This window comes from Marinomonas mediterranea MMB-1, from assembly GCF_000192865.1.
Taxonomy (GTDB): domain Bacteria; phylum Pseudomonadota; class Gammaproteobacteria; order Pseudomonadales; family Marinomonadaceae; genus Marinomonas; species Marinomonas mediterranea.
Map to the genome: position 1 here is coordinate 2,398,983 of NC_015276.1, position 23,658 is coordinate 2,422,640.

General features: G+C 44.6%; 20 protein-coding genes. 17 read left to right on the forward strand and 3 right to left on the reverse strand.

Features of this window, described 5'->3' with window-relative positions; translation table 11 throughout:
* Positions 1–51 precede the first annotated feature (51 nt).
* Together MARME_RS10980 and MARME_RS10985 are read left to right on the forward strand one after the other, a co-directional pair.
* A complete protein-coding gene (locus MARME_RS10980) occupies positions 52–936 on the forward strand; it encodes a LysR family transcriptional regulator (RefSeq protein WP_013661335.1) in 885 nt (294 codons plus the stop codon).
* Positions 937–1,037: 101 nt separating this feature from the next.
* Positions 1,038–1,391 carry a YciI family protein gene (locus tag MARME_RS10985; protein ID WP_013661336.1) on the forward strand — a complete coding sequence of 118 codons (354 nt, stop codon included), beginning with the start codon at positions 1,038–1,040 and terminating at the stop codon, positions 1,389–1,391.
* On the opposite strand, the gene MARME_RS10990 is transcribed toward MARME_RS10985, so the two are convergent.
* Positions 1,392–2,669: an RNA polymerase sigma factor gene (locus MARME_RS10990; protein WP_013661337.1), complete on the reverse strand. Its 1,278-nt coding sequence runs from the start codon at positions 2,667–2,669 to the stop codon at positions 1,392–1,394.
* A gap of 854 nt (positions 2,670–3,523) precedes the next feature.
* Positions 3,524–4,429: a LysR family transcriptional regulator gene (locus MARME_RS10995; protein WP_013661338.1), complete on the reverse strand. Its 906-nt coding sequence runs from the start codon at positions 4,427–4,429 to the stop codon at positions 3,524–3,526.
* Positions 4,430–4,856: 427 nt separating this feature from the next.
* Between MARME_RS10995 and maiA the strand changes: the two genes are divergently transcribed.
* From maiA to MARME_RS11030, 7 genes are all read left to right on the forward strand, one after another.
* Entirely contained in the window at positions 4,857–5,498 is a 642-nt protein-coding gene (gene maiA / locus MARME_RS11000) for a maleylacetoacetate isomerase (RefSeq protein WP_013661339.1), read from the forward strand.
* A gap of 38 nt (positions 5,499–5,536) precedes the next feature.
* A complete protein-coding gene (locus MARME_RS11005) occupies positions 5,537–6,568 on the forward strand; it encodes a cupin domain-containing protein (protein ID WP_013661340.1) in 1,032 nt (343 codons plus the stop codon).
* A gap of 44 nt (positions 6,569–6,612) precedes the next feature.
* The gene (locus MARME_RS11010; protein WP_013661341.1) at positions 6,613–7,311 is read left to right on the forward strand and encodes a fumarylacetoacetate hydrolase family protein; all 699 of its coding nucleotides are present in this window, start codon (positions 6,613–6,615) and stop codon (positions 7,309–7,311) included.
* A gap of 258 nt (positions 7,312–7,569) precedes the next feature.
* A complete protein-coding gene (locus MARME_RS11015; protein ID WP_013661342.1) occupies positions 7,570–8,643 on the forward strand; it encodes a TRAP transporter substrate-binding protein in 1,074 nt (357 codons plus the stop codon).
* Between the two features lie 251 nt (positions 8,644–8,894).
* The gene (locus MARME_RS11020; RefSeq protein ID WP_013661343.1) at positions 8,895–9,527 is read left to right on the forward strand and encodes a TRAP transporter small permease subunit; all 633 of its coding nucleotides are present in this window, start codon (positions 8,895–8,897) and stop codon (positions 9,525–9,527) included.
* Between the two features lie 8 nt (positions 9,528–9,535).
* Entirely contained in the window at positions 9,536–10,885 is a 1,350-nt protein-coding gene (locus MARME_RS11025) for a TRAP transporter large permease (protein ID WP_013661344.1), read from the forward strand.
* 205 nt (positions 10,886–11,090) lie between these two features.
* Positions 11,091–11,861 carry an IclR family transcriptional regulator gene (locus tag MARME_RS11030; RefSeq protein WP_013661345.1) on the forward strand — a complete coding sequence of 257 codons (771 nt, stop codon included), beginning with the start codon at positions 11,091–11,093 and terminating at the stop codon, positions 11,859–11,861.
* A 29-nt stretch (positions 11,862–11,890) separates the two neighbouring features.
* On the opposite strand, the gene MARME_RS11035 is transcribed toward MARME_RS11030, so the two are convergent.
* Positions 11,891–12,898, reverse strand: a complete 1,008-nt coding sequence (locus tag MARME_RS11035; protein WP_013661346.1) for an AraC family transcriptional regulator — start codon at positions 12,896–12,898, stop codon at positions 11,891–11,893.
* 190 nt (positions 12,899–13,088) lie between these two features.
* Between MARME_RS11035 and MARME_RS11040 the strand changes: the two genes are divergently transcribed.
* From MARME_RS11040 to MARME_RS11075, 8 genes are all read left to right on the forward strand, one after another.
* Positions 13,089–14,540, forward strand: coding sequence for an FAD-binding oxidoreductase (locus MARME_RS11040; protein WP_013661347.1), 1,452 nt, complete (start codon positions 13,089–13,091; stop codon positions 14,538–14,540).
* A gap of 44 nt (positions 14,541–14,584) precedes the next feature.
* The gene (locus MARME_RS11045; protein WP_013661348.1) at positions 14,585–15,871 is read left to right on the forward strand and encodes a (Fe-S)-binding protein; all 1,287 of its coding nucleotides are present in this window, start codon (positions 14,585–14,587) and stop codon (positions 15,869–15,871) included.
* Positions 15,871–17,547, forward strand: a complete 1,677-nt coding sequence (locus MARME_RS11050; RefSeq protein WP_013661349.1) for an FAD-binding oxidoreductase — start codon at positions 15,871–15,873, stop codon at positions 17,545–17,547. The genes MARME_RS11045 and MARME_RS11050 overlap by 1 nt, the downstream gene beginning before the upstream one ends.
* A gap of 62 nt (positions 17,548–17,609) precedes the next feature.
* Positions 17,610–19,130, forward strand: a complete 1,521-nt coding sequence (locus tag MARME_RS11055; protein ID WP_013661350.1) for a class I adenylate-forming enzyme family protein — start codon at positions 17,610–17,612, stop codon at positions 19,128–19,130.
* Positions 19,131–19,167: 37 nt separating this feature from the next.
* Entirely contained in the window at positions 19,168–20,598 is a 1,431-nt protein-coding gene (locus MARME_RS11060; protein WP_013661351.1) for an aldehyde dehydrogenase family protein, read from the forward strand.
* A 142-nt stretch (positions 20,599–20,740) separates the two neighbouring features.
* Positions 20,741–21,673: an NmrA family NAD(P)-binding protein gene (locus MARME_RS11065; protein WP_013661352.1), complete on the forward strand. Its 933-nt coding sequence runs from the start codon at positions 20,741–20,743 to the stop codon at positions 21,671–21,673.
* A 487-nt stretch (positions 21,674–22,160) separates the two neighbouring features.
* Complete coding sequence (locus tag MARME_RS11070) at positions 22,161–23,132, forward strand: fumarylacetoacetate hydrolase family protein (RefSeq protein WP_013661353.1); 972 nt, start codon at positions 22,161–22,163, stop codon at positions 23,130–23,132.
* A 2-nt stretch (positions 23,133–23,134) separates the two neighbouring features.
* On the forward strand, positions 23,135–23,647 hold the full coding sequence (locus MARME_RS11075; protein ID WP_013661354.1) for a cupin domain-containing protein: 513 nt from the start codon (positions 23,135–23,137) through the stop codon (positions 23,645–23,647).
* Positions 23,648–23,658: the final 11 nt, after the last annotated feature.

Below are 23,658 nucleotides of genomic sequence, written 5' to 3' on the forward strand. Positions count from 1 at the left end.
AATTAAAAATATTGATATATTTTTATAAACTACATAAAAAGAGATTATTAAGTGGCCACAATAGATCAGCTAAAAATCCTCATAGCCATTGCTGAAAGTCGATCTTTGAGCCATGCCGCAGAGAAAGTCTCAAAGACACAGCCTGCGTTAACGACAGCGATTAAGCAACTTGAGTCAGTGTTAAACGTATCGCTATTTAATCGAGAAGGTTATCGGCTAAGCCTGACGAATCAGGGCAACATTCTTTATCAAAAAGCCAAAAAAGTGATCGAATTACACCAAGAATTTATTCAGACAGCACACAACTATGCATCAGGAAAGGAAGAGCGAATCTCTCTCGCGATCGAAGCGTCATTTGAGTTAGAGACTATTTTTTCAAAACTTGAACCACTGCAACAACGTCATAAATCCACTCAAATAGTCATAAAGCAAGAGTACCTCTCAGGCCCTGTAGAACAAATCCATAAAGGTGAAGTGGATCTGGCGATTACCCCGATTCAAGCAGAATTTAAAAAAAATGGTGAGTTGGAATTCCTACACGTGAGCAAAGGTGCCTTAATCAATGTGGCAGCTTCCAAATTGGTCAACAAGTTCGAATCGTTAACGAGTGTAAAACAGCTCATAGACACCTACCAAGTTGTAGTACAGGATTCTGGCTCTATGACAACAGGCGTCAATGTCGGAGTACAAAGTGCGCAACGCTATTGGTATGTAAACAACTTTGCAACTAAGCTTTCATTGATTCAATCTGGCATGGGTTGGGGGCGTCTTCCTGAGCATTTCGTAAAGGACTTATTGAAATCAGGCGAACTCCTTGAGATAGAACTAAATGATTACGCAAGTCGCATCGAGTTTGACTACAAGCTCATAAAACGAAATGACAAATTATTAGGCCCTGTTGCGACAGAGCTATGGAATAGCTTTAAAAAAACGTAAATTTTTTAAGGCAAAGTGTCCCTTATCAAAATACTCACTCGTCTAATAGACAGCTTAGCCAGTTAGCTGAGTGTTTAACAACGTTTAATGAGGAATGTATTATGAGTAACTATATGTTGATCTATTTAGGTGGCGATCCAGAATGGGCGGCAAAAACAACACCAGAAGAAATGGCAGCGGCCATGCAAGCATGGACCCAATGGATGGAAAACCTACAATCAAAAGATCAGCTGGTTAGCGGCGGTGATCCACTTAATTACGGTGGAAAACGTGTAACGGCTGAAGGCGTTGTTACCGATATTGCCGCAGCTGAATTTAAAGAACTTGTCTCCGGCTATTCAATTGTCAAAGCAAACAACTATGACGAAGCGGTCGAAATTACCAAAACATGTCCGATTTTTAGTCACCCAGGCTGCACTGTTGAGGTGAGAGAAATCATGGAAATGAACGTCTAGTCAGGCAAGAAGGTCTTCAATCTGCTGAAGCATCAGTGCCTGCTCTGTCAGCGTTCCGCCTTTCTCACAAGAGGCCTTTGCATGTGCAAGGGCCTTTTCTTTCTGACCACTCATCGCATACAAATGTGCTAGCGTTGAATCAACCATATGAGACTTAGACAATAAGGCAGACGATACACCTAACTCCGCCACAATCTGAATAGCCTGTTCAGAAAAGCCAGCATAACCGAGTGCCACCGCCAAGTTTATTTTTGCGATGTCAGACTTGGTTAAGGCCACTAAACACTGATACCAATGGACGATCTTCCGCCAGTCCGTCGCTTCAAACGTATCCGCTCTGCAATGCTCAAGAGCAATGAAGGCTTCTAATTGAAAACGTCCTACGTGAGAGTCTGTCCACTCAGAAACCGTATTGAGTAGAAAAGTTCCAGCATTAATGTAGCCCTGATTCCAACGTTTTCTATCCTGTTTGTTAAGCGGGATTAGTTCATTATTATCGTCTAATCGAGCCTCAATTCTCGCAATATGAAAGTGCATCAAGGCATACAGAGATATTGTTTCTTTATTGCCAAGGTGAGGGTGCTCAACGAGCAATTTGAGGAGGGCGATCGCATCCTGACACAACTCTTTCCTAATGGGCGATTTTGTATCTGAACAGTGAAGCCCTTCGTTGAATAGCAGATATAGAACTAAATGAACACGCTCAACAACCGATTCATATTGCTCATTTTCAGGTAACGACCAAGGCATTTTCTTAAACTGTTCCTTAGTACGGGATAAGCGTTTTTTAACTGTTTCTTCGGGTAATATAAGCGCTTTAGCGATTGCAATGACATTAAACCCACAAAGAGACTTTAAGATAAATGGGAGCAAATTTTGCAGTTTAATGTCTGTCATACAGCACAAAAACACCATACGTAACTGCTCATCCTCGACATAAGGTGTTTGAAACGCTTCATCCACCGATAAAGCTGCTGTCCATTCACTTTCAAGTAACTCAGCGTATTGTTCCGACAACCTTAGGCGATTTTTTTGAGTACGAATCACGTCAATAGCTCGATTTCGAGCCGTTTGAATCAACCACGCGGTAGGATTATCAGGCAGCTCGGTACTTGACCAGGTTGTTAGCGCCGTATGGAACGATTCCTGAAGCATGTCTTCAGCAAGGTCAATATTATGGTGGCCAAAGATACGCAGCAACGACGCCAACATCTTAGGTGATTCTTGGCGATATAAGGTATCAAGCGTATTTTGAACGGTGAACTGACTAACAGACACACGCAAGCCTCATATGAAACATTTAAATAGCGAACGTTAATCATAAAGGATTTACAGTGAAAGGCATAAGCGAATTGTGCAGACTGTTAACCAGCAGCCGAAAAACAAGAGCGGAAAACAGTCTGCGAAGTAAGCATTACTAAGAATGAAAATATTGAATCGAGTATTGTCGCGAGGACGGCTCACAAGGATGAAACTGGTGTATCGTAAGCCTCAAACATTACGTACAGTAAATGTCTTATTTCCAAATAAATTTATTCATAGCCAAAACAATAGAAACGAGTAACGTTCGAAAGCCGTATAAACAAGGCAATACACTAAAAGAGACCGAATTTACGGACATTATATTATTTCCGATAATCACATTTATCGGAAATAGTGTATGGAATTACGTGGCCTTCCTTTAGGCGTTCTAACCATCTTTTTCAATTCACTCAAATCCAGTGCTTACTTAACCCGCTAAGTCAAACTCATTAAATTTTTCTAGAATGCTTTTGATGTTTGCTCAGGCCAACAAGCAAGGCAGACAAAGTACAAAGAAGCCACCCTTACGAAAAACCAATGTCGTTCTTCGTACGAGCGTATCGTCCAGCCTCCCTTCTTTTTGTTGATACTTAGCCCCTACAGCCAAACAAATGGACTGACGCCAATATCAGCAATTTCTAAACGACCCTGTACGCTTGTTAAGCCGTGGCAATGTTTCACAATTGCGTTTTAACGGTACTTTGTCGAATGTAAAAAACGCCGTCATGCGTGTTATCGATCAAGGCGGCACGTATCGAACAGCAGCAGTTAGGTAATGACGAACTAATGCACTAAGCCGATTTTAAATAACTCGTATGATTCCACGCTCACTATTCCGAGAACAGTTCAAAAAATACATTGCGCAGCCACACATTTCCTGAATCCTGATGAAATCGGCGATGCCAAAACATGTTGATTTGTGCGGCAGGAATATCAACGGGGTGCGGCTTTATCACTAAATCTAGGCTGTTTGCCATTTGCAACGCTAACTTCTCAGTCACAGTGGCGACAAGATCTGTGTGGGCGATAATGTAAGGTGCGGAGATAAAATGTGGCAGTTTTAATTTACTTACTCGTAAAATGCCACTTTTCGCCAGTTGTTTTTCTACTCTACCGTGACCAGTATCTTGCGCTTCTATAATGATATGTTCGGATTTGGAAAAGTTGTCTAAGGTGAGTGTTTGTTCGGCTAACGGGTGCCCTTCTCGCACTAAGCAAACATACTCTTGATCAAACAAACGCCGCTGATAAAAACCTGCTTCTAATTGCGGCAACAGGCCAATAGCAAGATCCACACTGCCTGTTTCTAACTCCTCCCGTAAAGAATGGCCATTATCTCTTACCGTACTAATAGAAAGGTTGGGAGCATGCTCCGCAAGATAAGCCATTAGGCGTGGTAGCATGTGAATCTCACCTAAATCCGTCATGTTGACGCAAAAAACGCGATCACTTGATTGAGGATCAAAGCGTTCTTGGTAATTTAATCCATCCTGCAAGGTACTTAAGGCATAGCTTACCGATTCGGCAATGCTGTCAGCAAACGGCGTTGGGCGCATGCCGCGAGCGGTTCTTTCAAACAGTTCATCGTGCAGCGCAAGCCGTAAGCGAGCAAGTGCATTGCTAATAGCTGGTTGTGTGAGCCCAAGCTGTTCAGCAACCGCTCCTGTTTTTCTTTCTCGGTACATCAGTTGGAACACAACCAACAAGTTTAAATCAATGTCTTGTAGTCGAATCATGATAGAGATCTCATTAATGTGAATAAGTAGTATCACAGTTATTATATGTCTGAATATCTTAACAGCGAATATAGTTAATGACATTGAAGGTTTGCGCATTAATTAATCAAACAATAATAAATAAGAGCGACGATGGAAACCGAACAATCAGACAATTCCCATGTTATGTGTCGCAACAGGCACAGGGCTTGCGCCAACTTTATCCATTTTTCGCGGCACATTGGAGTCAGGATAATCGTATTTCATTGATGCCTATTTGGAAGTATGAAGATACCAGTAAGATTCCTTTTTCGGCCTATACAAATGAAGAGATCCATAAGCAGGAGCTCGAAAAACTCTTTTACAAGAGCCATTGGTGTTATGTCGAGTTTGAAGCAGAAATTACGCAACCTAGCGATTTCAAACGAACCATGATTGGGGAAAAACCATGCAGTTATATAACTTTTTTAACAGTTCAACTTCCTACCGAGTGCGAATTGCACTCGCCTTAAAAGGACTAAGCTATGAACATCACGGCGTCAACATTCGTATTGGTGAGCAAGCAACCGAGAGCCATATAAAACTCAATCCAGCAAAGGGCGTCCCTGTGCTGATTACGGATGACGGCCAAACACTCACACAATCCATGGCTATTTTGGACTATTTAGAACTCACCTACCCTGACTCGCCGTTACTGCCTAAAGACACATTAGAACGGGCAAGGGTTTTAGAAATCTGTCACATGATTGCAAGCGACATGCATCCGGTTAATAACCTTCGCATCCTAGGCTATCTCAAGCAGCAACTAGAGGTTACGGATGAACAAAAAACGGCGTGGTATCAACACTGGATTCAAGAAGGGTTCGAAGCACTGGAAAGCCGTTTAAACGAATACGGCTATGGTGATTATTGTTTTGGCGATCAGGCCACATTGGCGGATTGTTGCTTAGTCCCACAAGTGGCCAATGCTCTGCGTTTCGGCTGTGATTTGTCGTCTTTTACGAAAGTCTTAAGCATTTATGAGCACTGCAAAAAAAACACGGTTTTTCAGCAAGCCGCGCCCAACCAACAACCCGATTTCATCGCTTAATTTTGTGAAATAGAAAAATAAATAATAAGGAGTTTCCCATGCAATCATTAGGTACTCTTGAGGATTTACCCCAATCCTACCGCGATAAACTAACCGACTTAAATCTAGTACCACTTTGGCCAAATATGCGTGCGGTATTACCTCATAAAGTTCCGAGCCGTAAAACCCAAACGTTAAATTGGCAGTTTGACGCACTTCGCCCTCTTTTAATCGAAGCGGGCGATTTAACGCCGATGGAAAAAGCCGAACGTCGCGTATTGGTGCTGGCTAATCCAGGACACGGGCTGACTAACATGCAAGCTACTCCCAGTATTTATATGGGCTTGCAGCTAATATTACCGGGCGAAACCGCCCCTAATCATCGCCATACACCGAATGCCGTGCGCATTATCATCGAAGGCGAAGGCGCAACGACCATTGTTGATGGCGAACCTTGCATCATGGAGCGAGGTGATTTAATTCTGACGCCATCCGGAAAGTGGCACGAACACCAGCACGAAGGTGATGGCCCGATCATTTGGTTAGACATACTCGATCTGCCTTTGATTTATCAACTAGAAGGCTCTTGGGCTATTGAGGGAAAAACTCAAACCAACGTACTGGAACGGGATAAGTCTTTTGCCGAATACAGCGCCGCAGGCGTGGTACCAGAGTTGGGTTTTAAAAGAGAGAATACCAATTCGCCGATGCTGCGCTACCCATGGTCAAGAACTCGTGCTTGTTTAATAGAAATGGCTCAGCACTACAGCGACCGTCCAATCCGCATCGCTTATGTCAACCCAGAAAACGGAGCCAGCTTATTTCCCAGCATTGGCTTTGGTGCCATGATGCTACGCCCTAACGAATCTCTAGCGTTGCCTAAGCGTACAACCGCCTGTGTTTTTCATATTGTCGAGGGTCAAGGCACCCTACAAGTGGATTCAAACGACGCTTTGAAATGGACAGAAAAGGACACGCTCAGCGCGCCCGGTTACAGCGAGGTAACGCTCAGCAACACCTCTGCAACGGAACCGGCATTCATTATCACTGCCGACGAAGCGCCACTGCATCGTTACCTCGGTATTTTTTGACCCTTATCAAACCGCGATTAATAAAAGTAACTAAAGGAAAGACCATGACAAATAAACTCGTATTTCCCGCTAAAGAAACCGTTTTGGCTCCTATTGAAGGCTCCGATAGCCTGTTTCCCATCCATCGTATTTTTTGCGTGGGACGAAATTACCATGCTCATGCGGCGGAAATGGGCACAACAGTCGATAAAAGCGTGCAAAGCCCTTTTTACTTTATTAAAGATGCCAGTACTTATGTTGCAACGGGTGCAAGCATTGATTATCCACCCCAAACAGACAACTACCATTATGAAATGGAATTTGTTGTCGCTATTGGGGAAGAAGGCTTCAATGTCAGTGAAGAGAAAGCCGAAAACATTATTTTCGGCTATGCATGCGGTTTGGACATGACGCGTCGAGATCTCCAGTTAAAAGCGAGAGAAACAGGCCGTCCTTGGGATCTGGGGAAAGACTTTGAAGAGTCTGCGATTTTGGCGCCCATTGTGCCAATCGGTAAAACAGGTGTCTTAAACGAGGGCAAAATTGAATTGGCAGTTAACGGCGAAGCCAAACAATCTTCGGATATCAATTTGTTAATTTGGAATGTGCGTGAAATCATCGCTGATTTATCTAAATTTTATCATCTACAACCCGGTGATTTGATTTACACTGGTACACCAGATGGTGTTGGCCCCGTCGTTTCTGGAGACAAAATAACCGGAAGTATCGAAGGGATTGGCGATATAGAGCTCACTATCCGTTAATTAGCCCGCCGAAACATCGCCACTAGAAAGCTCCCAAAATAATAAGAGAGCTTTCTTACTTAAGCACTAAAAAAGCGATTATGACTAAAGTTAAACAAGTAAGCTATAGCGATATAATTATTATCACTATAGACTATTTTCTAGGTTGACTAGGATGAAAATATACATAATGATAAATATCGTATCAAAAGGATACATTTGTGTAGGACAATAAAAATAAAACTGAGAGTATTCTCAGGCACTTATAGGAAGATAGTCATGCTCCACATAAAAACGTTGGTCAAACAAACTTGTGTTGCTGCAACCGTGTCAACACTTCTCGCTACCACTGCCACCTCCACTTTCGCTGCTGAAGATAAAATTCGTTGGAAAGTCCAAGCTGTATTTGGAACGCACCTCCCCGGGTTAGGGGATCCCATCGTACATGTTGCTAAACAACTCAAAGCCGCGACAGACGGCCAAATACAATTTAAGGTCTATGAGCCGGGAAAAATTGTTCCTCCTTTTAGCATCACCGAGGCCGTCAGAAACCACCAACTCGATGCTGGCTATGCTTGGCTAGGTTACGATCAAGGTAGAATTCCCGCTTCGGCCTTGTTATCCGCCGTTCCCTTTGGCATGGAACCCTGGGAATACTCCGCATGGTGGTATGAGGGTGAAGGTAAAAAATTAGCTGAAGACTTGTACGCCAAACACAATGTACACCCTGTCTTATGTAGCATCATTGGTCCTGAAACAGCAGGTTGGTTCAAAAAAGAAGTCAATGCCATGGAAGACCTTCACGGTCTTAAAATTCGCTTTGCGGGTTTAGGGGGTAAAGTCCTTCAAAAAGCAGGCGCGTCCGTTACCGTTCTGCCAAGCGGCGAAATTTTCCCTGCGCTTGAAAAAGGCGCGATCGATGCAACGGAATTTTCTATGCCTGCGATAGATAAGATCATGGGGTTCGATAAAGTTGCGAAAAACAACTATTTCCCCGGTTGGCATCAAACCTTCACAGCCTCCCATTTAGTCATTAACAAAGATGTTTGGGATGACCTTGCTAGTTCCACCAAAGCGACCATTGATATGGCTTGCACTGCAAGTACGTTCCGCGCGCTAACTCACGGCGAAGCGATCCAAGGTAAAGTCCTCAATGAGTTACAAGAAAAAGGCATAAAAACTCAGACGCTGAATACTGAAATGCTTACCGGCCTGAAGAACATCACGAATCAAGTCATGTCAGAGCTTTCTGCAGAAGACGAAGATTTTAAAAAAATCTACGATTCTCAACAGAGCTTTAGAGCAGAATATAAAGCGTGGCGTAAACTCGCGTATCTTCCTTTAGATCTTTAGTTTTCAAATCACTGTTTCCATTTCCATTAACGGCCTAGTTAACCGCTAGTAAACAACAAATAAGTTCAAGAGTGGTCATTAGAGACGGTATATCTCCTTCTCTAATGACCTAACTTCTGCGTTTTCTAACAAGGCTGACGCCCATTGAGCTTAATTCTAGCCTAATGAAGTGACCTCCTATCGTCACTCTTCACAGGAAATGGGTGTGGGAATATCAGTGTTATTTGTCCGCAATTATTCCGGAGGATTTTATGCAACTTACCCCTAACGACAAGGCTGAAGATCTCAGCTCTTATAATGACTCAGACTCTCAGTCTTCTAACTCTCAGCCATCAAATACTCAATTGCCAGAAACGACCCTTTCCAAGCGTATAGACGGCGTATTACAAGCCATCGGCAATGCTGCTTCTTGGATTTGGATCCTACTTATGGGAATCATCATCCTTAATGTGTTTATGCGTTATGCCTTGGGTGAAGGCCGTATTGAATTTGAGGAACTTCAATGGCATTTCTACGCCGTTGGATGGCTTATTGGCCTGTCCTATTGTTTTGCTTATGATCAACACGTTCGAGTGGATTTGATACACGGTCATTTAAGTTTGCGAACCAAATCGTGGATTGAGCTGTTCGGAATATTACTTCTTCTCTTGCCGTTTACCTGTACGGTGATTTGGTATTCGGTTCCCTTTATTAGTTATTCATGGGAAATGCATGAAATTTCCTCCGCACCCGGTGGTTTGCCTTACCGATGGGTGATCAAATCGAGTCTATTAGTGGGTTTCGTTTTATTAGCACTGGCGACCATATCCCGTCTATCGCGCGTGCTTGCCTTGTTGTTTCATCGTAAGCGATCTGACATTCAACCTACTGCGACCACCCTCTAGGAGAGATCATGGAAATCAACGAAATTCTCGCTATCTCAATGTTTGCAACCTTTATTGTTTGCCTATTCAGTGGCTTTCCGGTTGCTTGGGTATTGGGTGGCATTGCAATCGTATTCGCTGTTATCGCTATGGCTGCAGATTATTGGTTAGACGCTTTTATCGGTGTGGATTGGAATTATGTATCAATTACGGTTCAACGCATTTGGGCCGTGATGACAAACTGGGTGTTAGTCGCATTACCCATGTTCGTTTTCATGGGATTGATGCTGGATCGATCAGGTGTTGCTGAAGATCTTATGGGCAACTTGGCGAGATTGTTTGGTAGAGTGCGCGGCGGCCTTGCCGTTACCGTAACCTTCGTCGGTCTGCTATTGGCGGCCTCTACCGGAATTATTGGTGCATCTGTCGTTTTGTTGGCTGTGCTCGGCATTCCAATGATGTTACGTGAAGGCTACAGTAAAGAACTCGCCTGTGGCACGGTCTGTTCAACGGGGACTCTAGGGATTTTGATTCCACCCAGCATTATGTTGGTAATGATGGGAGATCGGGTTGGTATTCCCGTCGGCGATCTATTCCTCGGTGCCTTATTACCGGGGCTTTTACTGGCGGCAATGTATGTTGCTTATATCATGATCTATGCGTGGCTGAAGCCACATGCTGCACCAGCGCCAAAAGACAGTGAAAGAGTAACATACGCTATTCTTTGGAACGTTTTTAAAGCCGTATTGCCTACTGCTGGTCTTATTCTCGCCGTGCTTGGTTCCATTTTCTTCGGTATTGCTACTCCTACAGAAGCATCAGGTGTCGGCGCATTTGGCGCAACGCTTTTAGCATTGAGCAAGAAACGGTTAAATGTAAAAGTGCTTCGTGAAGTGGGTCGTGAAACTACCAAGACGACGGCTTTTATATTTGCCCTACTTCTCGGTGCAACGGCGTTTTCGTTGGTATTTCGGGGCTTAGGTGGGGATGAAATAATCGAAGGCGCGTTAACCAGCTTGCCGTTTGGCCCAACAGGTATCGTGATCACCATATTGTTTGTGACCTTCATTCTTGGATTTTTCTTAGATTGGATCGAGCTTACCTTAATTATCTTGCCGTTAGTTGCTCCAGTCGTTTCAGGGCTAGGGTTTGATCTCGTGTGGTTTACGATATTGTTTGCCGTGTGTCTGCAAACCTCTTTCTTAACACCTCCGGTCGGCTTTGCGCTCTTTTATCTAAAAGGAGTTGCTCCTATCGGAATTCGCCTTGGCCATATTTACCGCGGTGTAATTCCGTTTATTTTAATACAGCTACTTGGGCTCGCTATCGTTTTTTATTGGGAAGGCATTGTGACTTGGTTGCCTAAAATTGCATATTAGGTATTAACCAAAAAGGCGACTCCAACACAAAACTCGGGAGTCGCCCTTGTTGTATATTCATTCGGCATTTATTCTGAGACCTTTGCACGACGACTGCACTCTCCAATACAGTGTTAAAAAGAGACTCGCCTTGGCTTTGCTCGTGACTTCGTGCAAAGGTCTCATTCTTTTTAATTTATAAAATGCAGTTATATAAGGTTTATTTATGAGCACGCAACCTCGGGAAAAAGGTTCAAATATCGCTCGTGTACTTGAGATCATTGAAGCTATTTCTAAGGCTGAACACCCTCTCAGCGCGGCGGATTTGTCCGTATTATTAAATATTCCTAAACCAAGCGTACACAGGCTATTGCAACAGCTCGAATCCGAAGGTTTTCTACAAACCAATATGCGAGGTTTATTAGTACCTGCTGATCGCCTACATGACATTGCATTGGGGATTATCTATTCCAGTCGTTTTAAGGCTCAACGGCAAGCTATTTTACAACATTTGGCTGAGAAAATTGGCGAAACGTGCGGCCTTGCGATTCCAAGCGGCACCGATATGATTTACTACGACCGCGCACAAACTAACTGGCCGTTACAAATCCACTTACCCGTTGGCATTCACACGCCAATTTGCTGCACTGCCAGCGGCAAGCTTTATTTGAGCTCGCTCAGTAAAGGCCGTCGGCAGCGGATTCTTGGTTCGATTCCCATGAAACAGTACACTCGAAATACCAAAACGGATCTAGCTCGTTTAGAAAACGAATTGCTCTATATTCAAAAAACCGACATAGGAACCGATAACGAAGAATTTATCGATGGCATGGTGGCGATTTCTGTTCCCGTAAAGGACAGTCATGGACGTCTGATTGCCTGTCTATTCTGTCACGCTCCCGTTATACGCAATAATCTCGACGAGCTGATGCATTTTATTCCTGAATTACGTGCGGCTGCGGTTGAAATAGGAAGCCTTGCCGAAGAAGTAGACTAAGCCAAGTAACCTGCTGACTAATGCATTACTTACGGTAAATTGGAGGCGTTACTTTTAGAGTATTCTTTTGGGCTTTGTCCGGTCATTTTTCGAAAAGCGGTCCGAAATGCGGCCTCCGATTGATACCCCAACTGTTGTGCCAATGCTGTAACGGTTGTGTCGGTGGTTTCCAATGCTAATCGCGCTAGATGCATACGCCATGCGCATACATAATCCATCGGAGATTCCCCCATCACTTCAGTAAAACGCTTAGAGAAGACAGATCGCGACATTCCTGTTGCTTTCCCCAGTGTTTCAACACTCCACTTATTGCCGGGATCACGGTGAATACAAGTCAGTGCTTTGGCAATTCTTGGGTCGGAAAAACCCTTTAACCACCCTTCGCGATCACTTCCATAAGTCACGGCAAAGGTTCTAATAGCGTGAATTAGAAATAATTGTGCGGTTTGAGCAACTAGAGAACCAAAACCTGATTGCTCAGGGTGCGCCTCTTTGAACAGAAAACTCACCATGAGATTTTGCAAAGTCGTGCCTGCATCTTCCACGTTAATACGCATCAACTCGGGCAAAGTATCAATCAGAGGCCCATAACATTGATCAAACCAATGAAAGGCAAACGAAAAAATCCGTACCACGCTGCCCCCACCGCCCCAACTTATATGCTGTGGGTCTGAAAGATTAAATGGAATATGTTGCCCTTTATCAAACAGTTCATTCGCGGTGATCCAACTTTGCGGAAACTCTTCCGAAGATGAAATGTAATACGGTTTACCACGCATGCCTTTTGGTAAGACAAAGGTATCACCCGCTCGAAAACATTGCGTCACTCTGTTTTGATCACTTAGCCACAGTTCCCCTTCTACCACCGTACAACTTATAGGAACCTCATACTCAATTTTTATCGCCCAAGGCGCGGTAAATTCAAAAAAGACTACGGCAGAGTCGGCAACCAATAAAGAGGATAAAACATCATCAAGAAAGTCTCGTTTTGAGTTGGGTTCAATCGGAATATTAGGAGAACGAGTTGAAAGTTTCATGAAGTAAGTATGTCAGATTTTTTATAAAAGTCACCGCTAATCTAATCCAAATGAACCTCTATTTTTTATTCAAAAGGCAATAATTAAGACGATTTAGTCGTCATGAAAGATTTATACAGCGGTTTAGTCTTCATTCAAGTCCTATAGTACACCTTGTAATCTAATAATAATAAATGATGAGAATATACTAATGACTAATGACGCGTTTCCGCTTCCTAAATTTGTCCAGTATGAAAACGCAGCAACGGCTAAAGAATTTTTAGGTGTTTCTGCCGACAATTCACTCAAAGTTCAAGGCATCGCTAGGCCAAAAAACGAACAGGAAGTTATACAACTTGTTCAGTGGGCCAATCAACATGAAGTGACGCTTGTCCCGCTAAGTTCACCTTCAGGTAATCGTCGACATGGACTCGCAGGTTTAAAGGATGCTCCTTTTGTTGTCCTAGATATGTCGAAGATGTCTCGAGTAATTCATGCTGATAGCGACGATGCCATTGCCGTTATCGAGCCGGGAGTGACTTTCCCTGAATTCGATGTTCAATTGAAGAAACACAAACTCCGATCGATCAAACCCTTCTTGCCAAGAGCATCTAAATCAGTATTAGCCTGTTACTTAGAACGTGAGCCGACAACGTTACCGAATGAACATTGGGATTCCACCGACCCTTTGGCAAGCCTAAGTCTAACCATGGGAAATGGCGAGAGTTTTCGATCAGGCGGTGCGGCACTGTATGACGACCTTGACGAAGCATTGAAAAACGGTGCGCGTCAAATGATGGCTTCTGGTCCAATCGGTACGGACTACACCCGTGTCATGCTAGGGTCTCAAGGCACATTAGGTATTACGTCTTGGGCGTCTATTTATTGTGAGCGTATCCCTGATATTGAACAGGGTTTCCTTTATGGTGCAGAAGATGTGAGCACGCTTGTATCCATTGTGCGTCATCTTGCATTGCATCAACTCGGCGCACAGTATTTTATTCTAAATCGGATTCAACTAGCAGCTGCACTGGCCAAAAACAGTATTCACTTCGCTGAACTGGTACAAACGTTTTCTAAAGACGATATGCCGACTTGGTGTTTATACGTGAACATTGCTTCACGTGAAGTAATGCCAGAAGAAAGCATGCAATGGCAACTTGCTGACTTGTTATCAATGGTCGATACCTTGCCAGTAACGTGTATTTCGCAACAATCGCCAAATTATCTTTCTGAATTGGAAACACGCCTCCACTCGCCATCTAAAGAGTTCTATAAAGATGTGCCCTACGGTACTCATACTGACGTATTTTGCATTACTCAAATGAGTAACGCGGCCGATCTGGTCAACGTCGCCCACTCGTTGTTGGCTGGCATTTCTAATATTCAGGTGGGCGTGTATTTGCAGCCGATGATTCAAGGAACAAATTGCCACGTCGAAATTTCGCTTTTCCATACCAATGAGCAAAGCGAAAAACTTGCCGACGTTGAAATGAAACTGGTTACGGCGTTAGCGGATAACGGAGGCTTCTTCAGCCGACCTTACGGTAAGTGGTCTGAGGACGCATTTTCTCGCAATGAAACCATCGTGCCTCACCTTCGCCGGGTAAAAGAGATTTTCGACCCGGCTGGAATTTTAAGCCCCGGGAAACTGTGCTACTGAGTTTTTTGAGACCTATCTAATAACAATAACCTGGTAGAAAAATTATGTCCTTAGAAGATCGAATTCATAATATCGAGCAGTGTAATCGCTGCTCTCAGTGCAAGTTTGTGCACATGCCTAAAAGTCAGGAATTTTCGAGTATTTGTCCAAGCAAATACCAAAGCCGCTTTCATGCCTCCTCAGCAGGAGGACAAGTTATCTCGGCGTACGGTTACCACAAAAATCTCATTGAGGCCTCGCCTAAGATGATCGACAGCGTCTTCGCATGCAGCATGTGTGGCGCTTGTGAAACTATGTGTAAAAGCCATATGGGTGACAATGTTGAGCCCTTTGATACCATTTTGGAATTCCGTGCGCAGTTGGCTGAAGATGGCAAGGTTCCCGAAACCTTGAGCAACATGGTCAAACACCTAGAACAAGAAGGCGCACCTCATGGCAAACGTGATGAGCGTAGTCGCTGGGCGGAAGGGTTAGACATCAAAGATGCCCGTAAAGAAACCGTCGACGTGCTCCTGCATATCGGCAGTGGCCAAGCTTATAGCGAAAAACAATGGGATAACCTTCGTTTTATCGTCAAATTGTTAAAAAGCGCAAAAGTCGACTTTGGTATTGCTTATGATTCAGAAAGTGACAGTGGGGGTTTAGCGTACGAAATTGGCTACCGCTCTGTTGCCGACAAACTGGCTCAAGAATGGGCGGATTTGGTTCAAAAAAGTCAGGCAAAAACCCTTCTCGCCATCAGTGCGGAAGCCTATTCCGCCTTTAAAAATGTCTATCCGCGCCTAAACAAAAAACTTTCTTCTGTACGTGTTTTGCATACCACTGAGTTTTTCGAAGAATTGTTGCAGCAAGGCAAGTTGTCACTCGGCATGAAAAACACAGGTAAGGTTGCTTACCACGATTCTTGTCGTCTTGGACGACGCAGTGAAGAGTACATACCTTGGAACGGCGAATACATTCGAGTTCTGAACACCATGGCGGTTACCGACACGCCTCGTAAAGTCAATTACGGTAACGATGGCAACTATGACGCGCCGCGTCAGTTACTATCAAGAGTAGACGGATTAGATATGGTCGAGCTGGAACGTACTCGCCAATATTCCTTTTGTTGCGGTGGTTGCACCGGCGTAAAAGAAACCTACCCCGATATGGCCGATGGCGCAGCTCAAGAGCTTTTGCGCGAAGCCGAATCTGTGGGAGCCGAAGTGTTAGTCAGTGGCTCTTCTTGCTGTCAGGCAAACATGGCAGCCGCCGCGAAACGCAGCAATTCTTCCGTCAAAGTCGCCTATCTCTTTGACTTATTAGAAGCCTCAATTCAGGAGGACGCATAATGAGCAACCTACCTCCACACATATTAAAAGCCTTTGAAGCCGTCGTTGGCGCCGACAATGTATCAGACGAAGATTTTGTTGTTAACTGTCACGATTGGATGGGGTTAGGCGCAGACCCTTCTACTCGTAATTTATTAGGCAAAGCGCCGGCCGCAGTGGTAATGCCGGGATCGACAGAAGAAGTCGCTGGTGTCGTTAAAGTGTGTAATCGATATAAATTGAAGTTTAAAGCACACAGTACCGGTTATGGTAACTATTCTGGCGTAGGTACTAAGGGCTCTATATCCATCGATTTATGCCGCATGAAAGGCTTAGAAATTGACCCAGAAAGTCGTATGGCGATTATCCAACCTTATACCACCGCAGGTGAATTGGTCTCTGAAGCCCATAAGCATCAACTAATGTGTCACATCATTGGTGCTGGCCCAATCCATTCCCCGCTCGCCTCTGCCACCTCATTTGTGGGGGTTGGAGTCGCAGGTAATCATACCAGTATCAACTCACGCAACATGTTGTCTTTGGAGTGGGTCACTCCCGAAGGTGAAATCGTGCGTATTGGTAGTAGCGGATCGGACGCAGGCTGGTTTACCGGCGAAGGCCCTGGCCCAGGATTCCGCGGCATGATACGCGGTCTTTATGGAGCTGCAGGTGGTTTAGGTGTCTTCACAAAAATAGGCATAAAACTTTACCCGTGGGCTGGCCCGAAAACACTTGAATGGAGTGGCCCACATCCGTACCGAGGCACACCACCGCCAGAAAATTTCGCCACCTACCAGCTTGATTGGGATAACTGGGAAGATGCAACAAAAGCCACTCAGATGATGAAAAACAGCAAGGCGGTGGCCTTCATTAATCGCATGCCACCCGCTGCTGTTGGCCACTGCCTTACTGCGACTAACCGTGAATATTACGATTTGCAACGTGCTGGAAAATTACCAGACATTGCCACTAAGGCCAATGCAGTTGGTTGGTCTGTCACGACCATGGCGTGGACGAAAGCGCAATTTGATTGGAATGAAGCGGTACTGAATAAAATTCTCGCTGAAACCAATGGCCGTAAGATGGACATCTCCGAACGTGAGCGCGATATTCTCACGGCGGCTGTTCTGACCTCCCATTACGTCGCGCGCTTCAACCGTATGGGTGACTGTGCGGGAGTAAGTATGGGTGTACTCGATTCAGTCAATCTTATTCCAGATGTTGTCAAACGAACCAATGACGATATTGGCGATAAAGAGACCAAAGCCGGCGGTAAGATGATGGAAGTCGACACTGAACAAAACTGGATGTGGTTATCAGAAGGTCGACACTTCTGGACAGAAAATAACCCTGCTAGTACTCGTAGTTTTGTTAAAAACATTGTCGCTTGTGTGGACTTTATCCTCAGTAGTTTTATTAGTAATGAGAAGAAACCTCTGGGTGCCGCCCTCTTTGTACACGGTGAGGCCAGCGATTTATTTGGTCCTAAACTTGGTCATGCCAATAGATGGATGCGTAAAGTTAAAAACACGTGGGATCCGAATAATCTCTCGGATTCGAAGCACTACATTCAACCTGAAGCCGCAAAAGAATCAAAAGCGTGGCCGATTGCTAAGAAAATATTCTTCCACCCTTGGGGTAAACCAATCTTTAGGAAAATTCTAACTAAGGAGTTCGGTAAGGACGACTCCAAGTAATAAGTTACTGCGTTGCTGATCTCAAAATATAACCAATAAAAAGAAATTTGGAGGTGAGAACAATGATAAAAAATTTAAGCGATGTCATCACCCTGTCGGCAGATAAGTTCGGTGATAAAACAGCGTTAATTTACAACCAGCAATCTTTCACTTACCGTGAAATAAATCGGCTATCTAATCGTTTAGCCAGCGCTCTAAAGAAAAACAGCGTTGGGCCAGGCGATAAAGTGACGCTTTACGGTGAAAACTCATGGCAATGGCTTGTCAGCTATTACGGCATTTTAAAAACAGGTGCTGTAGTAAATCCAGTTAATGTCATGCTTACGCCGAGCGAAGTTGAGTTTGTCGTTCAAGATTGCGAAGCGAAAGTCATCATCGCTTCGCAATCTAAAGGGACTCCGCTTGTGGGAATCCAGCAAAAAACGGGCGTTGAAACCCTTATTTTGTACGGTAAGGATATCCCTGAAGGTGCTGAGTCTTTCGACCATTTCCTAGATCTCGGCAGTGATGAATTCTCAAGTGTTGAAGTAGACATAAACAGTCTTTCAACCATTTGTTATACCTCTGGCACTACAGGTAATCCGAAAGGTGCGATGCTGTCCCATCGTTCGGTGATCACTAACTTTTTGATGACGGCGCAAATGCATGGTCGTTCGGAAAACGATACCGTCGTTTCGGCATTACCCTGCCCTCATGTGTACGGCAACATCGCTTTTAACAGCACTTTTTATAAAGGTGGCACCTTAGTCATGCACAGCTTGTTTGATGTAGAGGAGGTATTTACCTCAATCAACAGATATCAAGCCACCATGTTTGAAGGGGTACCGACCATGTACCTATATATGCTGGATCACCCCAACTTATCCAGTGTGGATTTTTCTCACATGCGGATCTGTACAGTTGGCGGACAAACCATGCCAACCAGCAAGATGGAAGCCGTTGAAGAAGCTATTGCCTGTCCGCTCATCGAACTCTGGGGAATGACAGAAATTGGCGGCCTCGGCAGCACCTTCGCTCACGACGGTGAATACAAACACGGTTCTATCGGTGTGGCATTGCCGTATACCGGAGCCAAAATTGTCGATGTCGACAACGCAGAAGTAGAGATGACGCGAGGAGACGTTGGCGAACTAATGATCTCCGGTCCTTTGGTTATGCAAGGCTATTATGGCAACCCAGAAGCCACCAAAGAAGCCGTCACTGCCGATGGCTGGCTGCATACCGGTGATTTAGCCAAAATGGACGCGGATAACTGTATTTTTGTCGTCGATAGAAAAAAAGATCTAATTATTACCGCAGGGTTCAACATCTACCCCGCCGAATTAGAACGGGTGATCGCCAATCACCCAGATGTCGCCATGGTGGCAGTGGGGCCTATTGCAGATGAAGCCAAAGGTGAACTCGCAAAAGCGTATATTGTTGCGAAACAAAATACCTCACCCGATGTTGATCAAATTATCTCTTATTGTCGTGAACACTTGGCTGCCTACAAGGTGCCTCGTGAGATTCAATTTGTTGATGATTTACCGAAAACTTCCAGCGGTAAAGTGATGCGCCGCAAACTCCATACCTTAGATAAATAACAATAAAAAAACTGTCAATCAGTTAGGAGCGATAACTATGTTCGATGCACATAATCACTATCAGATGGTCATTAACGGTGAACTTGTTGCCACGGAAAAGACTTTACCGGTCTTTAACCCAGCAACAAAAGAGACCATTGCGCAGGTACCCGACTGTCCGAAAGAGTGTCTTGATACCGCGGTATACAGTGCTAAAACGGCCTTTAAAAGTTGGTCAAAAACCAGTTTTGATCAACGTAAGGCTGTGGTTAGTAAGCTTGCGGATGCGCTTGAAGAAAATGCAGAAGACTTCATGGCATTGTTAACTCGTGAACAAGGTAAACCTCGTTCTGGCGCAGAATGGGAAGTGTTCGGTTCCGTTGCGTGGTTACGTGCTATTGCAGAACAAACGCTAGAAGATGAAGTTATTGACGAGAATGACGAACGCTCTGTTGTTACACGTTATACGCCGCTTGGTGTGGTGGGTGCAATCGTGCCTTGGAACTTCCCTATTTTGCTATCGGTATGGAAAATCGCGCCTGCATTGATGGCTGGCTGTACTGTCGTTGTTAAACCATCGCCATATACACCACTGTGTAATCTAAAGTTTGCTGAAATGGCAAAAGACATTGTTCCAGCCGGTGTGCTCAATTGTGTCAGTGGTGGTAACGAGCAAGGTCAATGGCTAACCGCTCATAAAGACGTCGCTAAAATTGCTTTTACCGGTTCTACTGCCACTGGACGTAAGGTGATGAGTGCCTGTTCTGACACTGTGAAACGGGTCACTTTGGAACTAGGGGGCAATGATCCAGCTATTGTTCTGCCGGATGTAAATCCGAAAGAAGTTGCTCCGAAACTTTTTTGGGCTGCTTTCCAAAATAATGCGCAGTTCTGTAACGCAACTAAACGTTTGTATATCCATGATGCTGTCTACGATCAAGTACGCGACGCATTGGTTGACTATATTAACAATGAAGTCATTGTTGGCGATGGTGCTAACGCCGATACCACACTTGGCCCTATTCAAAACAGCATGCAATTTGAAAAGGTACAAATGTACTTTCAAGACTGCATAGATCAAGGGCAAAAATTTGCTGTTGGCGGTGATATTGACGATAACGCCAAAGGCTGGTTTGTCCCTGTGACGCTGGTTGATAACCCAGCGGAAGATTCTCGCATTGTTACTGAAGAACCATTCGGCCCTATCCTGCCATTACTGCGTTGGTCCAATGAAGAGGACGTTGTTTCCCGCGCCAATGATACGATTTATGGCCTAGGTGCCAGTATCTGGGGCAATGACGAAGACGCAACCCAACGCATCGCGGAACAAATCGAAGCTGGTACAGTATGGATTAATGAAGTGCATCAATACTCTCCGGCACAAGCTTTCGGTGGTCATAAACAATCCGGCCTTGGTTGCGAAAACTCGCTGCATGGTTTAATGGAATACACCAACTGGCAAACCATTACACGAAATAAACAGGCTTAGATATTCGGCTTTTTTAACAGGATCAAATAGGTTATGAAAGAGCACTGTTTGATCCTGTTCACCCAAATTCTGGTCGTTAAAGACGTACAACACATTCTTAGTATTTGATTACTTAGTATTAAATAATTCTTAGGAAACACTTATGAGCTACATCAAAAAACAGATTCCCAAAAGCATTTTGATTTTTGGTGCGGGTAATCACATCGGCAAACCCATGGCGAAATTTATTGAAAAAACCGCGCCTCAAATTAAACTCAGATTGGTTTCTAGCCGCGAAGAAGGCATTGAACCACTGCGTAAAGAGTTCCCTAACGCCGAAGTAGTAAAAGCAGATTACTTAGATCTCGCTTCAATGGAAGCTGCTGTAGATGGCATGGAAGGCATCTATATGTCAGTCCCTAATCAACTCCCGTTCTTACCTGTAACAAACAATTTTGTTGCTGCGGTTAAGAAAAGCGGTACCGCCGTTCACATCATCCGTCAGGTGGCCATGGTTCCGGGGTACAACTACCGCCTAATGCCAGAACCTATGAAGAAAATGATGGGCGACGAGTACCCTGATTTGGTCACAAAACGAATTTACGAAGAAAACGATTTGCCGACCACTTTCTTGAACTTTGGCGCTAGCTTTATGGACAACTTTTCCACTCGTGCCAATAGAGCCATTAAAGAAGACAAACAGTTGATTTGGCCTCCAAGAAAAGTCCCTTACATTGATGCCAACGAGATAGCAGAAGTGGCTGCACAACTGTTGCTATCCGATAACCAAGGCCACATAGGTCAACTACACACCTTAAACAATGGTCAAGATAACCTACGCGGTCACGAAGTCGCTGAGATCATGTCAGAAGTTCTAGGCGTTACGATTGACTACGTCGGCAATAAAGAAGCTTTTGTCAAAGAATACACTCGTATTTTTGGCCCAGCTGCCCCGATGATTTGGGGATTTTTTGAGTTTGAAGCTACTTATGAAGAAGGTTGGGTTCTGAGCGATTTTGTGGAAAGAATGATCGGTCGTAAGCCAAAATCATTCCGTGCTTGGCTTGAAGAAAATCGTGATGCGTTAATTGGATAACTCTTAATAACTCTCACTGTTAATACTCAATGAACCTACAAGAGTACCGTTTAGATACCTGCACAGCAGTATCTTTACGTCAGTCACTTTCATTGGTTTGCGTTACATGCCGAGAGAAGCTACGAAAATTCGCACGCAGCTTCTCAATAGGCGCTCATATACTTTACCAAACCATGGACTGTTGACGAATTGATCGTTCGATAATGCTGAACGATCAATTCGATTTAAAGGGTTTTTCTGTAAAACCATGGGTGCTCTATATTGGCATAGTTCTGAACGATAAAAATAAAACTTACTAGATAGGAACGACACGAGATAAGAACCCAAATCATCATTTCGATTTGGTTAACGTTATTTGGTTAATGTAGTTAGCCATTATCTCCGTCAACGCTTGAGCCACCAAGGTTTATCTTGCAAAGGATTAACCTTCTTCAAATTAAAATTTGTTCTGGCCGCTCCTATCTATCTAATACGAGAGCCTATCAAGATGAAACTTGCGACATTAAACAATAATACTCCAGACGGTCAATTGGTCGTTATCTCCAACGATGGTACACGCTATGCGCCTGCAGGCATCAGTATGCAAGCCGCATTGGAAAATTGGACGAGCTTTGAACCCTCATTAGAAGCCATTTCAACCGCACTGAATCACGGCACACTCGCAGGGCAAACCTTTCAAACCTCAGAACTCTGCGCCCCACTTCCTCGTGCATGGCAATGGCTTGATGGCTCAGTATATAAAAGTCATGCCGACCTTATGGGCGCCGTGACGGGAATGGAAGTTAAGACTCTCGAAGGCCGCCCATTAATGTACCAAGGATTGTCCGATACCTTTCTCAGTGCGACTGCTGATGTACCGATGGCCAGCGAAGCCGATGGGATCGATTTTGAAGGCGAGTTCGGCATTATTGTTGATGAAGTTCCAATGGGCGTTACCCCAGAGGAAGCACGTAAACATATCAAATTAGTTGTGCAAATAAACGATTGGTCGTTACGAGCGTATTCCGGCCCTGAAATAAGCACAGGCTTTGGTTGGATTCACGCTAAGCCACCTTGTTCAGTCGCTCCGTTTGCAGTGACGCCAGAAGAACTTGGCGAGCATTGGGAAAATTGCCAAGTGCAGCTTAGCCTTCATGTCGAGTGGAATGGAAAAAAATTTGGTCACGCGCACGGCGGTCATATGCAATACGGCTTTGACGAGCTTGTTGCTCACGCCGCTAGAACACGTACTTTAGTCGCTGGCACAGTCATCGGATCCGGAACCGTTTCCAATTATGAATACCGAGAGGTGGGGTCATCTTGCATTGCTGAACGTCGTGGCATTGAAGTGCTCGATCAGGGCGAGGCGAAAACCCAGTTTATGCGTTATGGCGATACGGTTCGTATGGAAGCAAAAGCACCGGACGAGCGAGTCGTATTTGGTGTTATTGAGCAAAAAGTGACACGACCAGGGAGCTAGCTATGACAGTTTATAAACCCTTCCAACGCGTTGTCACCGGACACGATAAAAAAGGTCACGCTATTATCTGTTCAAATGAACGTATTGTTCCAACTGAAATGCCCGGTGCAGATGGCGCCGGCTTTGCAACAATTTGGTCCGCCCCAGAGCTCCCTGTGGATAACAACGATGAAACAGACGGTCGAGACCGCAATGCTGGGATAACTCTTCCAGGCGGGTCTGTGATTCGCATGGTTGATACGCCACCGGGTTCGGAGTCTCCCATGCACCGTACTAACTCCATTGATTACGGCATCGTGTTAGAAGGCGAAATTGAGCTTGAGCTCGATAAAGGCGTCAAAACCATAGTCTCAACCGGAGGCGTTATTGTGCAGCGCGGAACGATACACGCATGGCGAAACGTCAGCGACAAGCTGTGCCGTATTGTCTTTGTATTAACCGAAGCCAAGCCCTATTTAGTCAATGGCGTACCACTGGACGATCTTAAACCTGAGGATATGGACGGTTTTCATTGATGAGCTGAGCT